The following is a 20,213-nucleotide window of genomic DNA, read 5'->3' as shown; positions in this document are numbered from 1 at the left end:
TCAGCAAGGAGTAGCGGCATGACAGAATTGACAGTTAAAGCACTGAGTGAAGAAATTGGTACGCCAGTGGACCGCTTGATTGAACAACTTGCTGACGCAGGCATGAAGAAATCGGGTCAAGACCAAGTTAACGATGACGAGAAGCAACAGCTTCTTACTCATCTTAAAAAAGAGCACGGTGATACCTCTGGTGAAACAGAGCCTACTCGCCTAACTCTACAGCGTAAAACCCGCAGCACGCTTAGCGTAAATGCAGGTGGTGGTAAGAGTAAAAATGTTCAAGTAGAGGTGCGTAAGAAACGTACCTACGTAAAACGCAGTGCAATTGACGATGAAGCCAAACGCGAAGCTGAGGAAGCAGCGAAACGTGACGCCGAAGAGCTAGCAAAGCGCGAAGCTGAAGAGCTAGCAAAACGTGACGCTGCAGAGAAAGCACAACGCGAAGCCGACGATAAAGCAAAACGTGACGCTGAGGATACAGCAAAACGTGAAGCCGATGAGAAAGCGAAACGCGTACAAGCTGAAAAGGCTAAAAAAGACATGAACACGAAGAATTCAGATGTAAACGCACAAGCGAAAAAAGATGCTGACGAACTTAAACGCCGTCAGGAAGAAGAAGCGCAACGTAAAGCTGAACAAGAAGCTGCAAAGCTTGTTGAAGAAGCACGTAAGCTAGCGGAAGAAAACCAAGAGCGCTGGACTGAAGAAGAGAAGAAGAAGAAAGCCATGGAGAACTCAGATTACCATGTGACTACTTCTACTTATGCTCGTGAAGCTGAAGATGCTGCGGATAAGAAAGATGAGAAAGCTCCTCGTCGCCGTAAGAAGAAAGCTGCGCCAGCGGGTCAAACTGCTAACAATAGCCGTGGTGGTCGTAACCAACGTGGTCGTGGTGGTAAAGGCAAACTTGCTAAACCAACTTCAATGCAACATGGCTTTGACAAGAGCGCATCGGTTGCAAAATCTGACGTAGCAATCGGCGAAACAATCGTAGTTTCTGAGCTTGCTAACAAAATGTCAGTTAAAGCGACTGAAGTTATCAAAGTAATGATGAAGATGGGTGCTATGGCAACCATTAACCAAGTGATCGACCAAGAAACTGCTTCACTAGTAGCAGAAGAAATGGGCCACAAGGTTATTCTTCGCAAAGAAAACGAATTAGAAGAAGCGGTACTGTCTGACCGTGATAACGATTCAGCTGTAGAGCCTCGTGCTCCAGTTGTTACTATCATGGGTCACGTTGACCACGGTAAAACGTCTACTCTTGATTACATCCGTAAAGCACACGTTGCATCGGGTGAAGCGGGCGGTATTACACAGCACATCGGTGCTTACCACGTTGACACTGACAACGGCATGATCACTTTCCTTGATACTCCAGGACACGCCGCGTTTACCGCAATGCGTGCTCGTGGTGCTCAAGCGACGGATATCGTTGTTCTTGTTGTTGCGGCAGACGATGGCGTAATGCCACAAACAATCGAAGCAATCCAGCACGCGAAAGCGGCCGGTGTTCCTCTGATTGTTGCTGTGAACAAGATTGATAAAGAAGATGCGAACCCAGATAACGTTAAGAATGAGCTAGCTCAATACGACGTTATTCCAGAGGAGTGGGGCGGTGAGAACATCTTCGTTCACATCTCTGCGAAACAAGGTACTAACATCGATGGTCTACTTGAAGCTATCTTGCTTCAGTCTGAAGTTCTTGAACTAACGGCTGTTAAAGAGGGCATGGCCTCTGGTGTTGTTGTTGAATCTCGTCTTGATAAAGGTCGCGGTCCTGTTGCAACAGTACTTGTACAGTCTGGTACACTTAACAAGGGCGATATTGTTCTTTGTGGTCAAGAGTACGGACGTGTTCGTGCAATGCGTGATGAAAATGGTCAAGACATTGTTACTGCTGGCCCATCTATCCCAGTAGAGATTCTTGGTCTATCAGGTGTTCCTGCTTCTGGTGATGAAGCAACGGTTGTACGTGATGAGCGTAAAGCACGTGAAGTAGCTAACTACCGTCAGGGTAAATTCCGTGATGTTAAACTGGCTCGCCAACAAAAATCGAAACTAGAGAACATGTTCGCGAACATGACCGCTGGTGAAGTTGCTGAGTGTAACGTAGTACTTAAAGCAGACGTTCAAGGTTCTGTTGAAGCTATCGCTGATTCTCTACGTAAGCTTTCTACTGAAGAAGTTAAAGTGAACATCATCGGTTCTGGTGTTGGTGGTATTACTGAAACTGACGCAGTTCTTGCAGCCGCTTCTAACGCTATCATCCTTGGTTTCAACGTTCGTGCTGATGCGACGGCTCGTCGTACTATCGAAAACGAAAACCTAGACCTTCGTTACTACTCAATCATTTACCAATTGATTGACGAAGTGAAACAAGCGATGGGCGGTATGCTTGCTCCTGAGTTCAAGCAAGAGATCATTGGTCTTGCTCAAGTACGTGACGTATTTAAGTCGCCTAAACTTGGTGCTATCGCAGGTTGTATGGTTACTGAAGGTACTATTAAGCGTAATAACCCAATTCGCGTTCTTCGTGAAAACGTGGTTATTTACGAAGGTGAGCTAGAATCACTTCGTCGCTTTAAAGATGACGTACAAGAAGTTAAGAACGGCTACGAGTGTGGTATCGGCGTTAAGAACTACAATGATGTTCGCGTTGGTGACCAAATCGAAGTATTCGAAATCGTTGAAATCAAACGTACTCTCGACTAATTGACTAACATTACTGAGTCTTAATAGACGGTAATGGGTTGTTGAATACACCATGGGGGGCTTTTGCCCCCCATTCTTTCTATAGTGAGAAAAGAAAATGGCAAAAGAATTTAGCCGCACACAACGTGTGTCGCAACAGCTGCAAAAAGAGCTGGCGTTGATCCTACAACGTGAGGTTCGTGATTCTCGTATCGGTATGGTAACCATCTCTGATGTTGAAGTGTCTCGTGATCTTGCATACGCAAAAGTATTCGTTACTTTCCTTTGTATTGGTGAGCAAACACCTGAATCGTGCTTAGCTGCTCTTAAAGAGCATGAAGTACCGGTTCGTATGGCGTTAGGTAAGCGTATTCGTCACCGCCTAACTCCTGAAGTTCGCTTTACTTACGATGATACACTGGTTGAAGGTATGCGCATGTCTAACTTAGTGAGTGAAGTGCTTAGTAACGACAAGCAGAAAAAACAAGAAGCAGGTCGCGAGGACGAAGAGTAATGGCTCGCCGTCGTAAAGGTCGTCCAATTAATGGTGTTTTGCTACTTGATAAACCAACGGGCATTTCGTCAAACGATGCTTTGCAAAAAGTAAAGCGCATTTACTTTGCTCAAAAAGCAGGTCATACAGGTGCACTTGATCCTTTAGCGACAGGGATGCTGCCCATTTGTCTTGGTGAAGCAACGAAGTTCTCTCAGTTCTTGCTCGACTCTGATAAACGTTATGTTGTAATTGCCAAACTTGGCGAGCGCACTAACACGTCAGATTCCGATGGCGAAGTGGTTGAAACACGTGATGTCAATGTGACTCAAGAACAGCTTGAAGAATGCATTGCCAAATTTCGTGGTACGACGGACCAAATCCCTTCAATGTTCTCTGCACTCAAGTACCAAGGTCGCCCTTTGTACGAATATGCTCGAGAGGGCATTGAAGTGCCTCGTGAATCAAGAAAGATCACCGTTTACTCTATCAAACTTCTTCGCTTTGAAGGTGACGAAGTCGAGATGGAAGTGCACTGCTCTAAAGGCACTTACATCCGAACCATCACTGATGATTTGGGTGAAATGTTAGGTTGCGGTGCGCACGTAACGTATTTACGCCGTACTGGTGTTGCTAAGTACCCGTATGAGCGCATGGTAACTCTTGAGCAATTGAACGAGCTTGTTGAGCATGCCAATGATCAAGGCCTCGCGCCGAAAGACTTGTTAGATGCATTGCTACTACCAATGGATACCGCGGTTGAGGATTTACCAGAAGTAAATCTTGATGCTGAGCTCACCGATTTGGTACAGCATGGTCAGCCGGTGCAAGTTTCCGGTGCGCCAACTGAAGGCACCGTTCGCATGACCAGTGGAGAAGAAAAACTCTTCATTGGTGTTGCTGATATGGATGATTCAGGACGCGTAGCGCCAAAGCGTTTGGTTGTCTTTAGAGACGAAGAAGCCGAACTGGAAAGCGTGAAAGGCTAAGTGCGAAGTACTAAAAGCGAAGTTAGAGATTTAGGAGCAAAAGCGGGTGTCGCTTTTGCTCTTTTTTATTTATAGCACTGAGGCGATTTAGTTTGGCCTTTCGAGAAGAAGCCCAGATACTCCCGTAACCCGTAACCCGTAACCCGTAACCCGTAACCCGTAACCCGTAACCCGTAACCCGTAACCTTCATTCTCATGACTCGGGCGAACGCTTTATATATTCCTTCTTTTAAACCGCTTGTGTTTACTAAATACTCCCGTATAATTCGCGCTTCACGTGTCGGCTGAATCAGAGATTGGCTGACACACTTTTAAAAACCTAACTCTTATTAGGAGAGATATATGTCTCTGAATGCAGAAACTAAAGCAGCAATCGTTGCAGAATACGCGCAAGTAGAAGGCGACACTGGTTCACCTGAAGTACAAGTAGCACTACTTACTGCTTCTATCAACCACCTACAAGGTCACTTCAAATCGCACATCCACGATCACCACAGCCGTCGTGGTCTGTTACGTATGGTTTCTCGCCGTCGTAAGCTTCTTGATTACTTGAAAGGCAAAAACCTTTCTCGTTACCAAGACCTAATCAAACGTCTAGGCCTACGTCGCTAAGATCTGTTTGTACAAAAAAGGGGCTATATGCCCCTTTTTTGCTATCTAAATTTTGCTAGCAATAGCAATCCCTCGATTAAGTAGTTTATACTACGTCCCATTAAAGTAACTTCGGTTATTTTAATCGCATACTACCTTTGCATTACAGTCACCGATGTCGACCAAAAGGTCGCGGCTATTAAAAGCGGGCTTGCGCTAAGAGCGAAGTACTAAGAGCTAAGTACTAAAAGCTAAAAGCTAAAAGCTAAAAGCGAAGTAAGAGAAGATAAGTGCTTAGCGTAGAAAGTGATGCTTTTAGCTCTTAACACTTAGAGCTTAGCACTTAGCTTTTCGTACCTCCTAAGCCCTTTTTTACTAGTCGCGATTCGTAATGTTTTGGTTATTTTAACTCCAATCTAGGGCCTCCCTAGACGAAAGGAAATACAATGTTCGAAAAACCAGTTGTTAAGTCGTTTAAATACGGCAACCACACCGTTACTCTAGAAACAGGCGTTATGGCTCGCCAAGCGACTGCAGCAGTTATGGCTAGCATGGACGATACATCAGTATTCGTTTCTGTTGTTGCTAAAAAAGCGGCTGTAGAAGGTCAAGACTTCTTCCCGCTAACAGTTAACTACCAAGAGCGTACTTACGCTGCTGGTAAAATCCCTGGTGGTTTCTTCAAGCGTGAAGGTCGTCCTTCTGAAGCTGAAACACTAACGGCTCGTCTTATCGACCGTCCAATCCGTCCACTTTTCCCAAGTGCTTTCAAAAACGAAGTACAGGTAATTGCAACGGTTGTTTCTATCAACCCTGAAGTTAATCCAGACATGATCACTATGATCGCTACGTCTGCGGCGCTGTCTATCGCTGGTGTTCCATTCAATGGTCCTATCGGTGCAGCACGTGTTGGTCACATCGATGGCGAACTAGTACTTAACCCTTCAAACACTGAGCTTGAAAGCTCTAAACTAGACCTAGTTGTGTCTGGTACTGAAGGCGCGGTACTTATGGTTGAATCTGAAGCAGACAACCTGTCTGAAGAAGAGATGCTAGCAGCGGTTGTTTACGGTCACGATCAACAACAAGTAGTTATCCAAGCAATCAATGAGTTTGCAGCTGAAGTTGCTACTCCGTCTTGGAACTGGGAAGCACCTGCAGTAAACACTGAGCTTAAAGCTCTTGTTGCTGAAAAAGCAGAAACTCGTCTTTCTGAAGCTTACCAAATCACTGAAAAAATGGCTCGTTACGAGCAAGTTGGCGCAATCAAAAATGAAGTGGTTGCTGAGCTTCTAGCGTCTGACGAAACTCTGGATGAGCGCGAAGTTCGCGGTATGCTAGGTTCTCTTGAGAAAAACGTTGTACGTGGCCGCATCATTGCTGGTAACCCACGTATCGATGGTCGTGAAAAAGACATGGTTCGTGCACTTGATGTTCGTACTGGCGTTCTTCCGCGTACTCACGGTTCTTCTTTGTTCACTCGTGGTGAAACTCAAGCCCTTGTTACAGCAACGCTTGGTACGCAACGTGATGCTCAAATCATCGACAGCCTAATGGGTGAGAAGAAAGATCACTTCCTTCTACACTACAACTTCCCTCCATACTGTGTAGGTGAAACTGGTTTTGTTGGTTCTCCTAAGCGTCGTGAAATTGGTCACGGTAAGCTTGCTAAACGTGGTATTGCTGCAGTAATGCCTTCTATTGAAGAATTCCCATACACAGTTCGTGTTGTATCGGAAATCACAGAATCTAACGGTTCTTCTTCAATGGCTTCTGTATGTGGTACGTCTCTAGCTCTTATGGATGCTGGTGTTCCAATTAAAGCATCTGTTGCTGGTATCGCGATGGGTCTAGTTAAAGAAGGTGACGACTTCGTTGTTCTTTCTGACATCCTAGGCGACGAAGATCACCTTGGCGACATGGACTTTAAAGTAGCAGGTACTAACGAAGGTATTACTGCTCTTCAAATGGACATCAAAATCGAAGGTATCACTAAAGAGATCATGCAAATCGCTCTTAACCAAGCTCAAGGTGCGCGTAAGCACATCCTTACAGTGATGGATGAAGCAATTTCTGGTGCTCGTGAAGATATCTCTGAGTTCGCTCCACGTATCCACACGATGAAGATCAACACTGATAAGATCCGTGACGTAATCGGTAAAGGCGGCGCTGTGATCCGTTCTCTTTGTGAAGAGACTGGTACTACGATCGAAATCGAAGACGACGGTACAGTTAAGATTGCTGCAACTTCTGGTGAGCAAGCTGAAGATGCGATCAACCGCATTAAAGCACTAACTGCTGAAGTTGAAGTAGGTACTATCTACATGGGTAAAGTTGCGCGTCTTGCTGATTTCGGTGCATTCGTAACGATTCTTCCTGGTAAAGATGGTCTAGTACACATCTCTCAAATCGCTGATAAGCGTGTAGAGAAAGTATCTGACTACCTAACAGAAGGCCAAGAAGTACCTGTTAAAGTACTTGAAATTGACCGTCAAGGCCGTGTACGTTTGAGCATGAAAGAAGCAGTAGAAAAGCCAGCTGAAGAAGCGGCATCTAGTGACGAAGCAAGCGCTGAATAACGAATACTGAATAAGTAACTCGCTTACGCAATTAAGCAAAAGCATGTTATAAAGGGAGGAGCGAATAAGCTCCTCCCTTTTTTTATACAAAAAATACGTCAAATCAATGAGGCGAGGAGAAAACAGGAGAATCAGTTTGGTTAAATGGTTAAAAATAGCAGGAGTTAGTGCGCTTCTACTGCTGACAGGATGTGCATCTAACAATAGCCAATGGGTTTATCCACCTATGGCCGTTCCGCTTCAACCTAGCTTGCAACAAGAAGTTCAAATTGCTCGCCTTTCTCAGTTACTCACTCGTCAAGATTTGAACAACGATGTCCGTGCAAAAATGTATTACGAACGCGGCAATTATTACGATAGTGTTGGTTTGCGCGATTTAGCTCGATTGGACTTTGAACGTTCACTTAAGCTGAATCCTCGTCAACCGGATGTCTACAATCTGCTAGGGGTTTATTTCACAGAGAAACGTGAATTTGATGCCGCTTATGAATCCTTCGACTCTACTTTAGAGCTTGACCCAGGAAACGAATACGCGGAGCGTAACCGCGCTATTGCTCTTTATTACGGTGGCCGCTACGAGCTCGCCTTTGAAGAAATGAGTAAGCACTATTCAGATGATAGCCAAGACCCATTTAGAGCGCTGTGGCTCTATGTGATAGAACTTGAAATTGATCCTGTAGCCGCTGCGAATAAACTTAAACAGCGTTACGACGAAAGAGGGGATCGCTGGGGTTGGTTAATGGTTGCCATTATGTTGGAAGAAATCAGTGAAGAACAGGCTTACAAAGCCATTGTTGATGGATCCACAGGTAATGAAATCCTAGCTCAACGTTTAACAGAGATTTATTTCTACTTAGGTAAACGTCACCAACTGAAGGGAGACTATGCAAATGCGATCTCACTTTATAAGTTGTCTTTAGCATTCAATGTTTTTGAGTACGTAGAGCACCGATATTCTTATCTCGAGCTTGGCAATATGTACACAATTCTTCGAGAAGCAAGGCAGAACGAGCTAGGGCAAGATCAGAAGTAAGCTTAAACGCTGAATTCAAGCGGTTAGCGCTAGATAAAACAATAAAGTCACTCATGTTATGGGTGACTTTTTGTTATTAAGGAAACCGACCTATTTGAATTTACTTTACTTCTAAACCGGCTAATTGGTGCCAGAAGCCATTACATTGGCGGCTTTCTAGTTTGATTGGGTTCAACCCTTGTTCGTTGGCTTTAAATTGATCTATATGCGAGAACGTCTCTAACCCTAGAGGGCTCAGTCGCACAACGTCAACCAATCCTTCCATGCTGGTCAAGTCATTGACTAGGTTATAGCAATACCCTGATTGTGTTTGAATTCCATTGAGGTTAAAGACTTCTTGACCCTCTTGGCTTTCCACTTTTAACCCTGTTGGGTAGCGAATGCAGCACGTTTCACATTCGTCTTTTGGTTTATTTTCTGCACGAGCGGTAAAGCAACGTGCTGAATATGCCAATGGCAAATAGCCGTGGCTAAACACTTCGACTTCAAATTGGTTGCGGATGCCAAGTTGCTCGCACTGAGTCATCACTTGTAATAGCCACTCTCGCGATAATTCAACAGGCATACACCAACGAATCATCCCTTGTTTTAAAAACAATTGCAGTGTTTGGGCGTTATAAGCATTGACTGCAGGGCCAACAACAAACGGAACTTTGCTGTCACTGGCAAGTTGAATGGCCGAAACATCATTGGCTTCGATGGTGAAATCACCATTATCAATGTACTTCTTCATGACATTGACTTCACTTGCCGCCTCTAACAAAGCCATGGTTGAAAGCACCACCTGCTTACCATCGGCTGCGAGTTGTTTAGCAACTTCAAACCAATGTGCAGGCTTCATCTCACGCCTTTTTGAACAAACACTTTCACCAAGGTAAATGATATCTGCTTGGCTGTTTGCCGCTTGTTGATAAAAACTCTCAACATCATGTTTTGGCCAAAAGTAAAGAAGAGGGCCTAGTGCGTATTTCATATCAATCTCTCTTTATTGCCATTTACGGTGATAAGCACCCAAAGTGGTTTGTGTACCCTCAGAAACGTTTGCCAACGCGGCATCCCATTGCTTGGCAACTTGATATTGCTCGGGGTTAGCTAAGTAGTGGTCGATCGCTTCACGCCATGTTCGAGTGACCTGCTCAACATAGGCGGGGCTACGCTGACGGCCCTCGATTTTTACTGAAGCCACATTAGCGGCAAATAAATCGGGCAGCATTGAGAGGGTATTCAGGCTGGTTGGCTCTTCAAGTGCGTGATAACGCTTTTGTTCGCCATCAATGTTCACATCAAAGCGGCCTTTACATAATGTAGGGTAGCCAGCGTTTTCACCTTCCGCGTATCTATCTATCAAAATCTCGTTCAATCTTGATTCCAGGCCATTTTCAGTTTCTTGCCAGCGAACATATTTCGCGGGAGAGCAAGCACCTACCGTGTTTGGCGATTCACCAGTCATATAAGATGATAAGTAACAGCGGCCTTCAGCCATGATGCATAAACTGCCAAAAGCAAATACCTCAAGCTCCACACCTTGTGGAATGTTGCGAGACAGTTGTTTTACTTGATGAATTGACAGTACGCGAGGCAATACCACCCGCTTAACATTGAAATTATTGGTATAAAACTGGATGGCAGCGACATTGGTTGCCGATGCCTGTACAGAGAGGTGTAACTCCATCTCTGGGTACTTAGTTGCGGCGTAGTCTAATACAGCAATGTCAGCCACAATCAATGCGTCAACGCCGATAGCCGCCGCGTTATCCACAGCATTGGTCCAGCGTTCAAACCCATTAGGGTGTGCAAACGTATTCAATGCAACATGAATTTTTTTATTGTGGTCATGAACATACTGCACCGCTTTATCGAGCTTCTTCCCCGTAAAATTGAGGCCTGCAAAATGGCGAGCATTAGTATCATCTTTGAATCCGATGTATACCGCATCAGCGCCACAATCGATTGCAGTTTTTAGAGCAGGTAAGTTACCAGCTGGGCAAAGGAGTTCCATGCGCTTGTTACCTAGTTGTTATTATTTGTAGGCAGCATTTTATGAACAATTATGAATGCTGAGTTTGATACAAGGCAGGTTTTTGTTGATTAGGTTGAGGGAAGTGCTAAAGGCGAGGTGCTAAAAGCGAAGTACTAGAGGCGAGGTACTAAAGGCTAAGTACTAAAAGCGAAGTACTAAAAGCGAAGTACTAAAAGCGAAGTACTAAATTTTACTTAGGGAAGCTTAGAGTTAAAGATTTATGGACGACAGAATCGGCAGAACAAAAAAGAGCTCACGGGGAGCTCTAATTTTAGTTTTTGTGTCTTCTATTTTGCACTAATAATTCTTCCACTTCTTGTTTTGGCTGTGGTCGGTAAAAGTGAAAACCTTGAATTGAATGGCAATCTAGATTGGATAATAACGTGGCTTGGTGGCGTGTTTCTACCCCTTCAGCAACGACGGTTAAATTCAGCGATTTACCAAGATTGATGATGTTTTCAATGACCGTGATTTGTTTGGGGAGTGTGTCGATATCGGTGATGAATGCTCGGTCGATTTTTAACTCATCAAGAGGAAAACGAGCAAGGTAAGATAACGACGAATAGCCAGTGCCGAAGTCATCTATCGACAAAGCAAAGCCAAGTTTCTTGATGGCATTTAGCATTTGTAGCGTGTGGTCACTGTTACTCATTACCGCACTTTCAGTGAGTTCGAAGGTGATGCAGCTCGGGTCGAGTTCTGTGGTATGAAGTAACTTCTCCATGTAATTAATGAGCTTTGGATTACCAAATTGTTCCGGAGATAAGTTGATGGCGACACGACCGGGTAAAATACCTTGTACCTTCCAGCGTTTAACTGTTGAAAATACCTCTCGCATCACCACTCGGCCAAGTTGTTCAATGAGCCCTGCCTTTTCAGCAACAGGAATAAATGCGCCTGGGCTAATGTAGCCTTCAACAGGATGTTTCCAGCGAACTAAAGCTTCAGCGCCATTAATACTGAAGTCTTTGGCGTTTACTTTTGGTTGATACCAAACTTCTAAACCATTTTGTTGCAGTGCTTTTTGAAGTTCAATTTCAAGCCAAAGTCGCATGCGCGCTTCTTTGTTCATTTGATCATTGAACTTGATTAAGCGGTTACGTCCGCGGTCTTTGGCTTCGTACATCGCGGTATCGGCATTTTGCAGCAAGATACGCGCATCTTGGCCGTCACCCGGAAAGCCGACGCTACCGATAGAACACGCCAAGCGCTTGCTGAAATGGTGGAGATCGAATGGCTGGTTGATCAAAGAAATGATCCGCTCTCCTAAAAGATCCACCGTTCTGTTGTGATCAGGGTCGGGCAGAATTATACCAAACTCATCACCACCCAGGTGGCTCAATACTGCCTGAGAGGGCAATAGTCGCTGCAGTCTTTCCGAGACTTCTTTAATGACTTTGTCGCCAATATGGTGGCCCAAAGAGTCATTAATGTTTTTGAAGTTATCTATGTCGAGGTACAACATGACTAAAGGCGTTTCATTTTGAATGAATTGCTCTAGTCGTTTTGTAAAGCCAAACCGATTGTACAGGTTAGTGAATGAATCGATATGAGCATCTTCGCCGCGGATTTGAGAGCTACTCAGATCAGTTTCGGTTAAATCCTCAATTAAGATGATATGAGATTGGCTACCAAGAATGCTGGTGGCTTCTGACTTAAGCTTAACGCGTCTTTCTATACCGCAACGAGCACCGGTTAAACAGTGGATGCTGGTTTCAGAGAGTAGGTGGATCAACTGAGAGCCAAAAGTGCGTTTGCTTTTTTCGTCGACAAATAGTCGAGAGAACTCTTCGCCTAACAACTCGGCGGGGCTATTAAAGCCCAAAAGTTGCGATGACGCTTGATTGGCTGAGATGATGCAACCATCTTCCACCAATAACAAGCCATTTGGCAATAATTCCGTTAGCCGAGCAAACTTGTTTTCAGACTCTTCTAGTGAGCGAACGAGAATCTGTTTTTCGGAGGTATCAATCGCATGGAAAGTAATGAACTCCACCGCGCCCTTGCTGATGATGGGCGATATACTGAAGTGTAAGCTCGTTTCTAAACTGTGATCGTTAAGCGTAATTTCAGCTTCAACGGTTTCGCCATTAAAAGCGCGTTGGTAGTAAGGTTGCAGGTTTTTATAAAACAGCTCACCAAGGATCTGTTTGTCACACATGCCTATCATTTCGGTTTTATCTAGCCCCGAAATTTCACAATAGCGATCATTCACCATGCGATAGTTGTGCGCGTTGTCCAATATTGCAAAGAAAAACGGGCTATTATCCGTTAGCTTTGAAAACCAGAGTTGTAGTTGTTCTGTTGGCATCAATATTTTACCGAAATGTCTGCAATCGCTCTGCATGTACTTAGAATGCGTGATCTCAATAACTATAACCTTGAAAACTCAGATGTAAAAGGTCTCGAAAGTCTAGCGATGATTTTTTTGACGCATAACATGATTTGAGTCCGAGAATCCTCTACTATGGGCACTAGAAAACCAACCATTAACTGAAGAGATTTTAGCGTGTTAAACAAGATTCGTGCCCAGCTGGTACACAATGCAGCATCAATTTTGAGATCTCCAGTCCATTTACTTCCTCATGCGCTGCAAAAACGAGCGCTGCTTGAAGCGCTAAAACAGGTATTCAAAGAAGCGTTGGAAGATGGAGACTTTGAGTTCTTAGAAGGTAAATGGTTGAAAGTAAAAATTAGTGACATGGACTTGGCTTGGTACATAAGTTATCAAGACGAAGCGCTTATTGTTGCCGACTCTCCAAAGGAATCCGATGTTAGTTTTAGCGGTCAGCTGAACGATTTAGTTTTAATTGCTGGTCGCAAAGAAGATCCGGATACGTTGTTTTTTCAACGTCGCTTGAGTATTGAAGGTGATACAGAACTTGGCTTAGAAGTTAAAAACTTGATGGACAGTGTCGATTTAGATGCTCTACCAAGTGCGATGAAAACCATGCTAGATCAACTTGCGGATTTTGTTCAAAAAGGCCTGCAAACTCAGACTGAAACTCAAGAGGTTACTAATGCTTATTCGAACTGAGGCTCCTGCCGACATATTACCGATTCAACGTCTTCTCGATGAGGTGTTTCCCGATAGTGGGGAAGCAGCCCTAGTGATGCAATTGCGAGAGAATGGCCAAAGAACCTTGTCTCTTGTTGCATGTAACGATGAGGGGGAATTGGTAGGGCATGCTATGTTTAGCCCGGTAATGGTTGGTGATGCTGATTTGAATTGGCAAGGGCTTGCTCCTGTGTCTGTTCGAAAAGACTATCGTAATAGTGGAATTGGCTCTCAACTCATCCGTGAGGGGCTAGAATCATTAGCTGAGTTGGGGTATCCAGTGTGTGTTGTGTTAGGCGATCCTAATTTCTATGGCCGTTTTGGCTTTGGGTCCGCAACTGACCATCAATTGAATTGTCAGTGGGAAGTACCCGAGGGTGCGTTCCAAGTAATGTCATTATTAGACGGTGAATTAAACGGACACACTGGCTTGGTGAAATACAGCGAAGAGTTTCTAGCTCTTACCTAATGTGAGTGGTTCTGGTTCTGGTTTTGGTTTTGGTTTTGGTTTATTGCATGCAGATGACCAAACTTGATACTCATATGAAGTGCAGTGGAAGTGATGTATTTGCACTGCGCTAGATTTACCATTATTCTCACCTCCTCGCTTTTTATCTACTCTTTAAGAGCTTTCCATGTCGCAGCAGCACTCATACCTTGAAGAAATGCAAATAGATCAGTGGCTCGTGCATCGGCCAGATAATTTGGTCTATGGAAAACAGCAAGATGCTATCTCTTTATCTAACGATTGCCGCTTGTTGCTGGTTGCAACGAAACTTCCTGTTGGTAGTGATGCGGCGTTTTTCGCTAAAGTGGTGCAAAGCTTTGGTGTCACGCTTACTCAAACTCTGTTTATTGAGGAATGTACATTAGGCAATGTTGAAATGAATGAAGAGACAGAATGGATTTGGTTAACGGATATGTCAGAAACAGCGACAGAGGCGGTAAAGCAGCGTTGGCCAAACAAGAAAATTTTATCATCATTGCCGTTAAATCAAATCAATGGCAACAATATAGAGCGTCGAGCTTTATGGCAGCAGATTAAATCCTATGAGTAATCACTTAGTACCGATTGACGCCTCTTTTTTAGACCGTATTTGGCAAATTGAAAACCAGGCCCATACTCACCCTTGGAAAGAGTCCATGATTCGTGATTTGGCCTCCCGAGGTGCATGTCATTACATGTTGCTCAAAGAGAATCAAGTCGTGGGGTATTTTTATGCCCAGAACATCGTCGGTGAAATGACACTATTGAACTTTGCTATTGATCCTGAAGTTCAAGGTCAGGGGTATGGTCGTCAATTGTTGGACGGGTTTCTAGAGGTTTGCCAGAGTAATAAAGCTGAGTCAGCTTGGCTTGAAGTAAGAGAAAGCAATCAAACCGCATTTAACCTGTATGAGACAGGAGGGTTTAATGAAGTGGATAGGCGCCGTAATTACTACCCAACAACCAATGGCAAAGAAGACGCCATTGTGATGAGTTACTTCTTTTTCTAACGGCCTATTGGTTTTAACGACTTGCAAGCGTAAGTGGCGATTTAATCTCGCAAATTTGAGGCGATACGTTGCTGTGAAAATCGTTGGGTTATTTCTTGTGCAGTCAATGGCTTATCAAAGAAGTAACCTTGGAAATTCTTACACCCTAATGCTTTTAAGCGAGCCAGTTCCTCTGCTTGCTCGACTCCTTCGGCGATAACATCGAGCCCTAATCGTTTCGCCATGATAATCATGGTATCAACAATGGCTTCATCACTTTTTTCTTTGTGTAAATCCGTGATGAACGATCGATCGATTTTTAACACATCCAAATCTAACCGTTTTAAATACTTTAGCGATGAGTAGCCTGTGCCGAAGTCGTCGATGGCGATGGCAAAGCCGGTTTGTTTCAGTTGCGCCATTTTTTGGGCACAATGATCGATGTTATCTAGCAACATGTTTTCGGTGAGTTCTAATTCAATATCATGGGGACTAACGCCGTGACGGCTGAGTATTGATACGATTTGTTCAACAAAGTCTTTTTGTTCGAATTGCATCGGGCTAATGTTGATCGCAAGTCGATTAAAGTGCTTGGGTAATTGTTGATTGTTTTGCCAAAAAGCCAACTGCATACATGCTTGCTCGATGATCCAGTTGCCGATAGGGATGATCTGGCCTGTTTCTTCTGCTATTTGGATAAAGACAAAGGGAGAGAGTAGTCCTTTTTCTGGATGGCGCCAGCGAATGAGGGCTTCAGCACCTATCGTCTGCGCAAGATCATTCACTTGAGGTTGATAGAACAGTTCGAACTGATTTAAATTCAACGCATCATGCAGCCCTTTTTCTATTGAGAGATAAGAGCTGACTTGGTTTTGCATTTCAGGTTCATACCAAACATGAGTATTACTGCCCTGAGCTTTTGCCCGATACAAGGCGGTATCTGCCTGACGCAGCAGATCTAAGGGGCTGCTATTGGCAGTAGGAAATATAGCTAAGCCGGCGCTAACACTGCAATATAAGTGGTGTGATTCAATCGTGTATGGGGTGCTGGTAATATCCAAAAGGTTGAGAATGAACGGCTCTGCTTGCTCTAAATTCATATTTGGAGCAATGATGACGAATTCATCTCCTCCTATACGTGCGCAGCACTGCATAGGGTCTAAGGCTTCTGTCAATCGGCTAGCCACCGATTTAAGCAGTAAATCGCCAATGTTGTGGCCAAGGGAATCGTTAATGGTTTTAAAGCGATCAAGATCTAGATAAATCAGTATTCCTGGCTCACTGGTACGGAAGGATTTCTGTATCGTCTCTTCCAGAGCATCAAGCAACTGCTTTCTGTTTGGCAGCCCTGTTAAACTATCGAAATAAGCCAGATCATGGATTTGGCGTTCCGCTTGTTTTCGGCTCGATATGTCTCTGGCTTGTAGCAATATGAGTGAATCACCATCAAGTTCCAACTCAATAGCTGTGACTTCAACCGGGTAATTGCCGTGAGCATGAGTCCGATGGGTAGCTTCGAAGAGCGTGACGTCACCAGAATGGCGTTGCTTGAGCTTGAACTCTAAATAATCAATGGAATAACTGACGCTGATCTCGACGGATTTCTTCCCCAACATTTCGAGGCTGGTATATCCTAAAGTAGCACATGCGTGTTTGTTGGCATGGGCAATAATCCCACTCCTATTGATGAGCAGTAGTGCGTCGCCTGAGTTATTCATAATTGTACTGGCAAAGTGCTCACTTTTTGCGAGTGCTTCAATGTGTTTATTGAGTTGTTTAGTTGCATTTTCGCGTTCATTCCACAGCGACTGGAACGATTGCGCGAGTTGGCCAAGTTCGTCGTTCCTTAGTTGCCCAGGCAGCGGCTTATTAGCACTTTTGTGTTGTAGTGACCGTACCCAATAGGTGAGGTCGATGACGGGTTTAGATAGTTTGTGATAAAAGAAAATTAGCAGGATGCTCGCAAGTAATATATTACGAAAAAGATCGAACAATAGGATATTGCTGGCTCTGGCTGCAAACTCTTGAGCTGCCGCGATGCCATTAACACTAAAAGTAAGTTCGCCAACTTTCTTTCTTGTATCTGGTTGATGAAGTTCCGTCGTGAATATTCTATTTTCAGGAAGTAGGAAATGAGAAAGAAAGGCTGTTGCTCCTCCTTTGTTTGGGATCACTCGTGATTCAACCGCTAACACATCATTGAAGTCATCTTTCAATACTACTTTTTGGATCGCCGGATCAGACATCAAGCTAGAAACGACCTGTTTGGCCATCATTGGACTGATGTGGTAAGCGGCTTGGCTACCGTTACTGTAATTCTGCAGCAGTTTGTAGTTGTACTTATCAAACAGTCGAGTTTGTTCTTGGTGTAGGTCGAGTACAATTTGATAGAAGCTAAATAGTAATCCGAGCAGAAGCGCGACAACAAAAACAGTGCCAGATTGATGTGTTGCAAGAGAACGGTGTTTTTTGTTTTCCACAACGGAGCCTTATAGATTGTATTGTTCTAAAATCGAATCGAGCTGACCCGTCTTTTTAAGTGTCGTTAAGCCCGCATTGAACTTATTAAGTATCGTGAGTGCATCCGGTGTTTTTTTTCCTATGCACAGATAAAGGTTTTGTGGCGGCTTAGAAGCTAGCTTATGTGTTCTTATTTTATTACCAATATCGGCTTGCTTTGCATAATATTCAATGCTTTCTATGCCGCTGTATATGGCGTCAAAATCCCTCATCAATAACATGTCTAATGCTTGAGGAATGGTATCGACTTGCGTGTGCTTGATGCCGTTAGATTCCAATTCTGTCTGTGTGCTCCACTTTCTAATAGCAATGATTTTAAGGTGCGAAGCTTGTTGTAACGTGCGAATGTTTTCTTGAGGATGATTGGCTTTTAGAATAAGCCCACGGTTGATTGCATTAATAGGCGATGAAAAATATAGGTACTGGCTACGTTGTTGGTTTTTTGTGCAGCTCAAAAGGCCATTAGTTTTACCGTGTTCTACGCTTTTTAGTGCCCTGACCCAAGGTGGTGTACTGACACTGATTTTGATGTTCTGTAGAGAGAACGCTTCCTTAACGATTTCAGCGTCAACGCCGCCCACAGCGCCGAATTGCTGAATAATTGTATAAGGAGGGTAATGAGTGGCCGCGAGTGTGATTGGATCCGTCTGCGCAGATGAAAGTGCAGGTAAGCTGAGAACTGTCAATAGAAGAACAATTTTATAGAACATATTCGGCACCTCTCATCCGTGTGAAGTGAAATTGATAAAATGGTAAATAAAATGCGTTAATTCAGTGCCCTTTTTATCATGTTAATCAATAATTTTGCGGCGCATGTTGGTAGGATGCGCGATCGACGGTTTTATATGCAATCTCATTTTAGTGGAATGTGATGTGTCTCTCTTTTCTACTGGGCTCATGACCGGAATTTGGTTTTGCGAATTGTTCACACTATGCTGGAAAGCAGCGCTGTAATCTCATACAATTGCGCCACTCGCTCACACCAGAAGATACGAACCGATGTAAAAGACGTTATTAAGCTCGTCTTACCTTGATATACCCACACCTAGAAAACATAGGTGAGGTGGTTCGTTGGTGTCAAAGCCAAATTAATTTCAAATGTTAGGTGCTGTGATTACGTATGGTAATTGCCTAGAGCACCATGACTTAAAAAGAAGATTACATTGATGTCTAATTCTCCATTTGTTCAAGAAGTGTCTAAACGTAGAACCTTCGCAATCATTTCTCACCCGGATGCGGGTAAGACCACCATCACAGAAAAAGTGTTGTTATTCGGAAACGCAATCCAAAAAGCGGGCACAGTAAAAGGCCGTGGCTCGAAACAGCACGCTAAGTCTGACTGGATGGAAATGGAAAAAGAGCGTGGTATCTCGGTGACGACGTCAGTCATGCAGTTCCCATACAATGAATGCTTAGTTAACTTACTTGATACTCCAGGACACGAAGACTTCTCGGAAGATACTTACCGTACTTTGACTGCAGTAGATTCATGTTTGATGGTGATCGACGCGGCTAAAGGTGTCGAAGATCGTACTCGTAAATTGATGGAAGTAACGCGCTTGCGTGATACACCTATCGTTACCTTTATGAACAAACTAGACCGTGACGTGCGCGACCCAATGGAAGTGCTAGACGAAGTCGAAAGTGAGTTGGGCATGGCGTGTGCACCGATCTCTTGGCCTATTGGCTGTGGTAAAGAGTTTAAAGGTGTTTACCACATTCACCGTGATGAAACGATTTTGTATGAATCTGGCCACGGTCACGAAATTCAAGAAGTGCGCACGATTAAAGGGCTAGATAACCCAGAGCTGGATGCAGCGGTTGGCGAAGATTTAGCGTCAAGCGTGCGTGATGAGATTGAACTTGTTGTTGGTGCATGCCCCGAGTTTGATTTGGAATTGTTCTTAGCTGGTGAACTTACGCCTGTTTACTTTGGTACAGCACTGGGTAACTTCGGTGTAGACCATATGCTCGATGGCCTAACGAAATGGGCTCCTGGTCCACAAACGCGTAAAGCGAATGAGCGTGATGTAGCTGCAACAGAAGAGAAGTTCTCTGGTTTTGTCTTTAAGATCCAAGCAAACATGGATCCTAAACACCGTGACCGTATTGCCTTTATGCGTATTGTATCGGGCACATACAATCAAGGCATGAAGATGAACCACGTTCGTACTGGCAAGAATGTCAGCATTTCGGACGCAGTAACCTTTATGGCTGGTGACCGTTCTCGTGCAGAACAAGCCTTTGCCGGCGACATTATAGGTTTGCATAACCACGGCACCATTCAAATTGGTGATACCTTTACTCAAGGTGAAAACTTGAAGTTTGCTGGTATCCCTAACTTTGCGCCAGAATTGTTCCGTCGCATCCGCCTAAAAGATCCACTGAAGCAAAAGCAATTGCTGAAAGGTTTGGTGCAGCTTTCTGAAGAAGGTGCGGTACAGGTGTTCCGTCCGTTGCAAAACAACGACCTAATTGTGGGTGCGGTTGGTGTGCTTCAGTTTGATGTGGTTGTGGCTCGTTTGAAATCTGAATACAACGTTGAAGCGATTTACGAGGGCATTAACGTAGCAACAGCACGTTGGGTTGAATGTGATGATGTGAAAATGTTAGAAGAATTTAAACGTAAGAACCAAACCAACTTAGCATTGGATGGCGGTGATAACCTTTCTTACGTGGCACCGACCATGGTGAATCTAAACTTAGCCAAAGAGCGTTTCCCAGATGTCGAGTTCCGAGCTACTCGTGAGCACTAATTAA

16 protein-coding genes are annotated in these 20,213 nt (G+C 44.1%); 11 read left to right on the top strand and 5 right to left on the bottom strand.

The window, feature by feature from the left end; all coding sequences use genetic code 11:
* Positions 1-18: 18 nt before the first annotated feature.
* From infB to nlpI, 6 genes are all read left to right on the top strand, one after another.
* Positions 19-2,715 (top strand): translation initiation factor IF-2, encoded by a 2,697-nt coding sequence (gene infB / locus QWZ04_RS14170; RefSeq protein WP_290328928.1) that lies wholly within the window; start codon positions 19-21, stop codon positions 2,713-2,715.
* Between the two features lie 97 nt (positions 2,716-2,812).
* Positions 2,813-3,208 carry a 30S ribosome-binding factor RbfA gene (gene rbfA, locus QWZ04_RS14165; protein WP_290328927.1) on the top strand — a complete coding sequence of 132 codons (396 nt, stop codon included), beginning with the start codon at positions 2,813-2,815 and terminating at the stop codon, positions 3,206-3,208.
* Positions 3,208-4,176, top strand: a complete 969-nt coding sequence (truB, locus tag QWZ04_RS14160; protein WP_290328926.1) for a tRNA pseudouridine(55) synthase TruB — start codon at positions 3,208-3,210, stop codon at positions 4,174-4,176. The genes rbfA and truB overlap by 1 nt, the downstream gene beginning before the upstream one ends.
* Before the next feature lie 342 nt (positions 4,177-4,518).
* Complete coding sequence (gene rpsO, locus QWZ04_RS14155) at positions 4,519-4,788, top strand: 30S ribosomal protein S15 (protein ID WP_102522204.1); 270 nt, start codon at positions 4,519-4,521, stop codon at positions 4,786-4,788.
* A 425-nt stretch (positions 4,789-5,213) separates the two neighbouring features.
* Positions 5,214-7,346: a polyribonucleotide nucleotidyltransferase gene (pnp, locus tag QWZ04_RS14150; RefSeq protein WP_290328925.1), complete on the top strand. Its 2,133-nt coding sequence runs from the start codon at positions 5,214-5,216 to the stop codon at positions 7,344-7,346.
* Between the two features lie 136 nt (positions 7,347-7,482).
* Positions 7,483-8,379, top strand: coding sequence for a lipoprotein NlpI (gene nlpI / locus QWZ04_RS14145; RefSeq protein ID WP_290328924.1), 897 nt, complete (start codon positions 7,483-7,485; stop codon positions 8,377-8,379).
* A 100-nt stretch (positions 8,380-8,479) separates the two neighbouring features.
* On the opposite strand, the gene QWZ04_RS14140 is transcribed toward nlpI, so the two are convergent.
* From QWZ04_RS14140 to QWZ04_RS14130, 3 genes are all read right to left on the bottom strand, one after another.
* Positions 8,480-9,352 carry a U32 family peptidase gene (locus tag QWZ04_RS14140; protein ID WP_290328923.1) on the bottom strand — a complete coding sequence of 291 codons (873 nt, stop codon included), beginning with the start codon at positions 9,350-9,352 and terminating at the stop codon, positions 8,480-8,482.
* A gap of 12 nt (positions 9,353-9,364) precedes the next feature.
* Positions 9,365-10,378, bottom strand: coding sequence for a ubiquinone anaerobic biosynthesis protein UbiU (gene ubiU, locus QWZ04_RS14135; protein WP_290328922.1), 1,014 nt, complete (start codon positions 10,376-10,378; stop codon positions 9,365-9,367).
* 292 nt (positions 10,379-10,670) lie between these two features.
* Positions 10,671-12,710 (bottom strand): EAL domain-containing protein, encoded by a 2,040-nt coding sequence (locus tag QWZ04_RS14130; RefSeq protein ID WP_290328921.1) that lies wholly within the window; start codon positions 12,708-12,710, stop codon positions 10,671-10,673.
* Between the two features lie 198 nt (positions 12,711-12,908).
* Between QWZ04_RS14130 and ubiT the strand changes: the two genes are divergently transcribed.
* The 4 genes from ubiT (at position 12,909) to rimI (ending at position 14,954) form a co-directional block, all read left to right on the top strand.
* Complete coding sequence (gene ubiT, locus QWZ04_RS14125) at positions 12,909-13,436, top strand: ubiquinone anaerobic biosynthesis accessory factor UbiT (protein WP_290328920.1); 528 nt, start codon at positions 12,909-12,911, stop codon at positions 13,434-13,436.
* On the top strand, positions 13,420-13,926 hold the full coding sequence (locus QWZ04_RS14120; RefSeq protein WP_290328919.1) for a GNAT family N-acetyltransferase: 507 nt from the start codon (positions 13,420-13,422) through the stop codon (positions 13,924-13,926). Before ubiT ends, QWZ04_RS14120 begins: the two co-directional genes overlap by 17 nt.
* A 166-nt stretch (positions 13,927-14,092) precedes the next feature.
* Positions 14,093-14,515: a DNA polymerase III subunit psi gene (locus tag QWZ04_RS14115; protein WP_290328918.1), complete on the top strand. Its 423-nt coding sequence runs from the start codon at positions 14,093-14,095 to the stop codon at positions 14,513-14,515.
* Entirely contained in the window at positions 14,508-14,954 is a 447-nt protein-coding gene (gene rimI, locus QWZ04_RS14110; protein ID WP_290328917.1) for a ribosomal protein S18-alanine N-acetyltransferase, read from the top strand. The genes QWZ04_RS14115 and rimI overlap by 8 nt, the downstream gene beginning before the upstream one ends.
* A 41-nt stretch (positions 14,955-14,995) precedes the next feature.
* On the opposite strand, the gene QWZ04_RS14105 is transcribed toward rimI, so the two are convergent.
* The gene (locus QWZ04_RS14105) at positions 14,996-17,413 is read right to left on the bottom strand and encodes an EAL domain-containing protein (RefSeq protein WP_290328916.1); all 2,418 of its coding nucleotides are present in this window, start codon (positions 17,411-17,413) and stop codon (positions 14,996-14,998) included.
* Between the two features lie 9 nt (positions 17,414-17,422).
* Positions 17,423-18,163 carry a transporter substrate-binding domain-containing protein gene (locus QWZ04_RS14100; RefSeq protein WP_290328915.1) on the bottom strand — a complete coding sequence of 247 codons (741 nt, stop codon included), beginning with the start codon at positions 18,161-18,163 and terminating at the stop codon, positions 17,423-17,425.
* 456 nt (positions 18,164-18,619) lie between these two features.
* Between QWZ04_RS14100 and prfC the strand changes: the two genes are divergently transcribed.
* Positions 18,620-20,209: a peptide chain release factor 3 gene (gene prfC, locus QWZ04_RS14095; protein WP_290328914.1), complete on the top strand. Its 1,590-nt coding sequence runs from the start codon at positions 18,620-18,622 to the stop codon at positions 20,207-20,209.
* The last annotated feature ends 4 nt before the right edge of the window (positions 20,210-20,213 follow it).

Origin of the sequence: Vibrio tapetis subsp. quintayensis (genome assembly GCF_030409945.1) — a bacterium.
Taxonomy (GTDB): Bacteria; Pseudomonadota; Gammaproteobacteria; order Enterobacterales; family Vibrionaceae; genus Vibrio; species Vibrio quintayensis.
The sequence above is the reverse complement of the archived record's forward strand: the minus strand, read 5'-3'. Positions and strand labels throughout refer to the sequence as shown.

Bases quoted from the DNA above. Each gene is read 5' to 3' on its own strand.
- infB (WP_290328928.1), top strand. From the start codon at position 19: ATGACAGAATTGACAGTTAAAGCACTGAGTGAAGAAATTGGTACGCCA.
- QWZ04_RS14120 (WP_290328919.1), top strand. From the start codon at position 13,420: ATGCTTATTCGAACTGAGGCTCCTGCCGACATATTACCGATTCAACGT.
- QWZ04_RS14100 (WP_290328915.1), bottom strand. From the start codon at position 18,163: ATGTTCTATAAAATTGTTCTTCTATTGACAGTTCTCAGCTTACCTGCA.
- QWZ04_RS14115 (WP_290328918.1), top strand. From the start codon at position 14,093: ATGTCGCAGCAGCACTCATACCTTGAAGAAATGCAAATAGATCAGTGG.
- rbfA (WP_290328927.1), top strand. From the start codon at position 2,813: ATGGCAAAAGAATTTAGCCGCACACAACGTGTGTCGCAACAGCTGCAA.
- rpsO (WP_102522204.1), top strand. From the start codon at position 4,519: ATGTCTCTGAATGCAGAAACTAAAGCAGCAATCGTTGCAGAATACGCG.
- QWZ04_RS14130 (WP_290328921.1), bottom strand. From the start codon at position 12,710: ATGCCAACAGAACAACTACAACTCTGGTTTTCAAAGCTAACGGATAAT.
- QWZ04_RS14140 (WP_290328923.1), bottom strand. From the start codon at position 9,352: ATGAAATACGCACTAGGCCCTCTTCTTTACTTTTGGCCAAAACATGAT.
- prfC (WP_290328914.1), top strand. From the start codon at position 18,620: ATGTCTAATTCTCCATTTGTTCAAGAAGTGTCTAAACGTAGAACCTTC.
- truB (WP_290328926.1), top strand. From the start codon at position 3,208: ATGGCTCGCCGTCGTAAAGGTCGTCCAATTAATGGTGTTTTGCTACTT.
- ubiU (WP_290328922.1), bottom strand. From the start codon at position 10,378: ATGGAACTCCTTTGCCCAGCTGGTAACTTACCTGCTCTAAAAACTGCA.
- rimI (WP_290328917.1), top strand. From the start codon at position 14,508: ATGAGTAATCACTTAGTACCGATTGACGCCTCTTTTTTAGACCGTATT.
- pnp (WP_290328925.1), top strand. From the start codon at position 5,214: ATGTTCGAAAAACCAGTTGTTAAGTCGTTTAAATACGGCAACCACACC.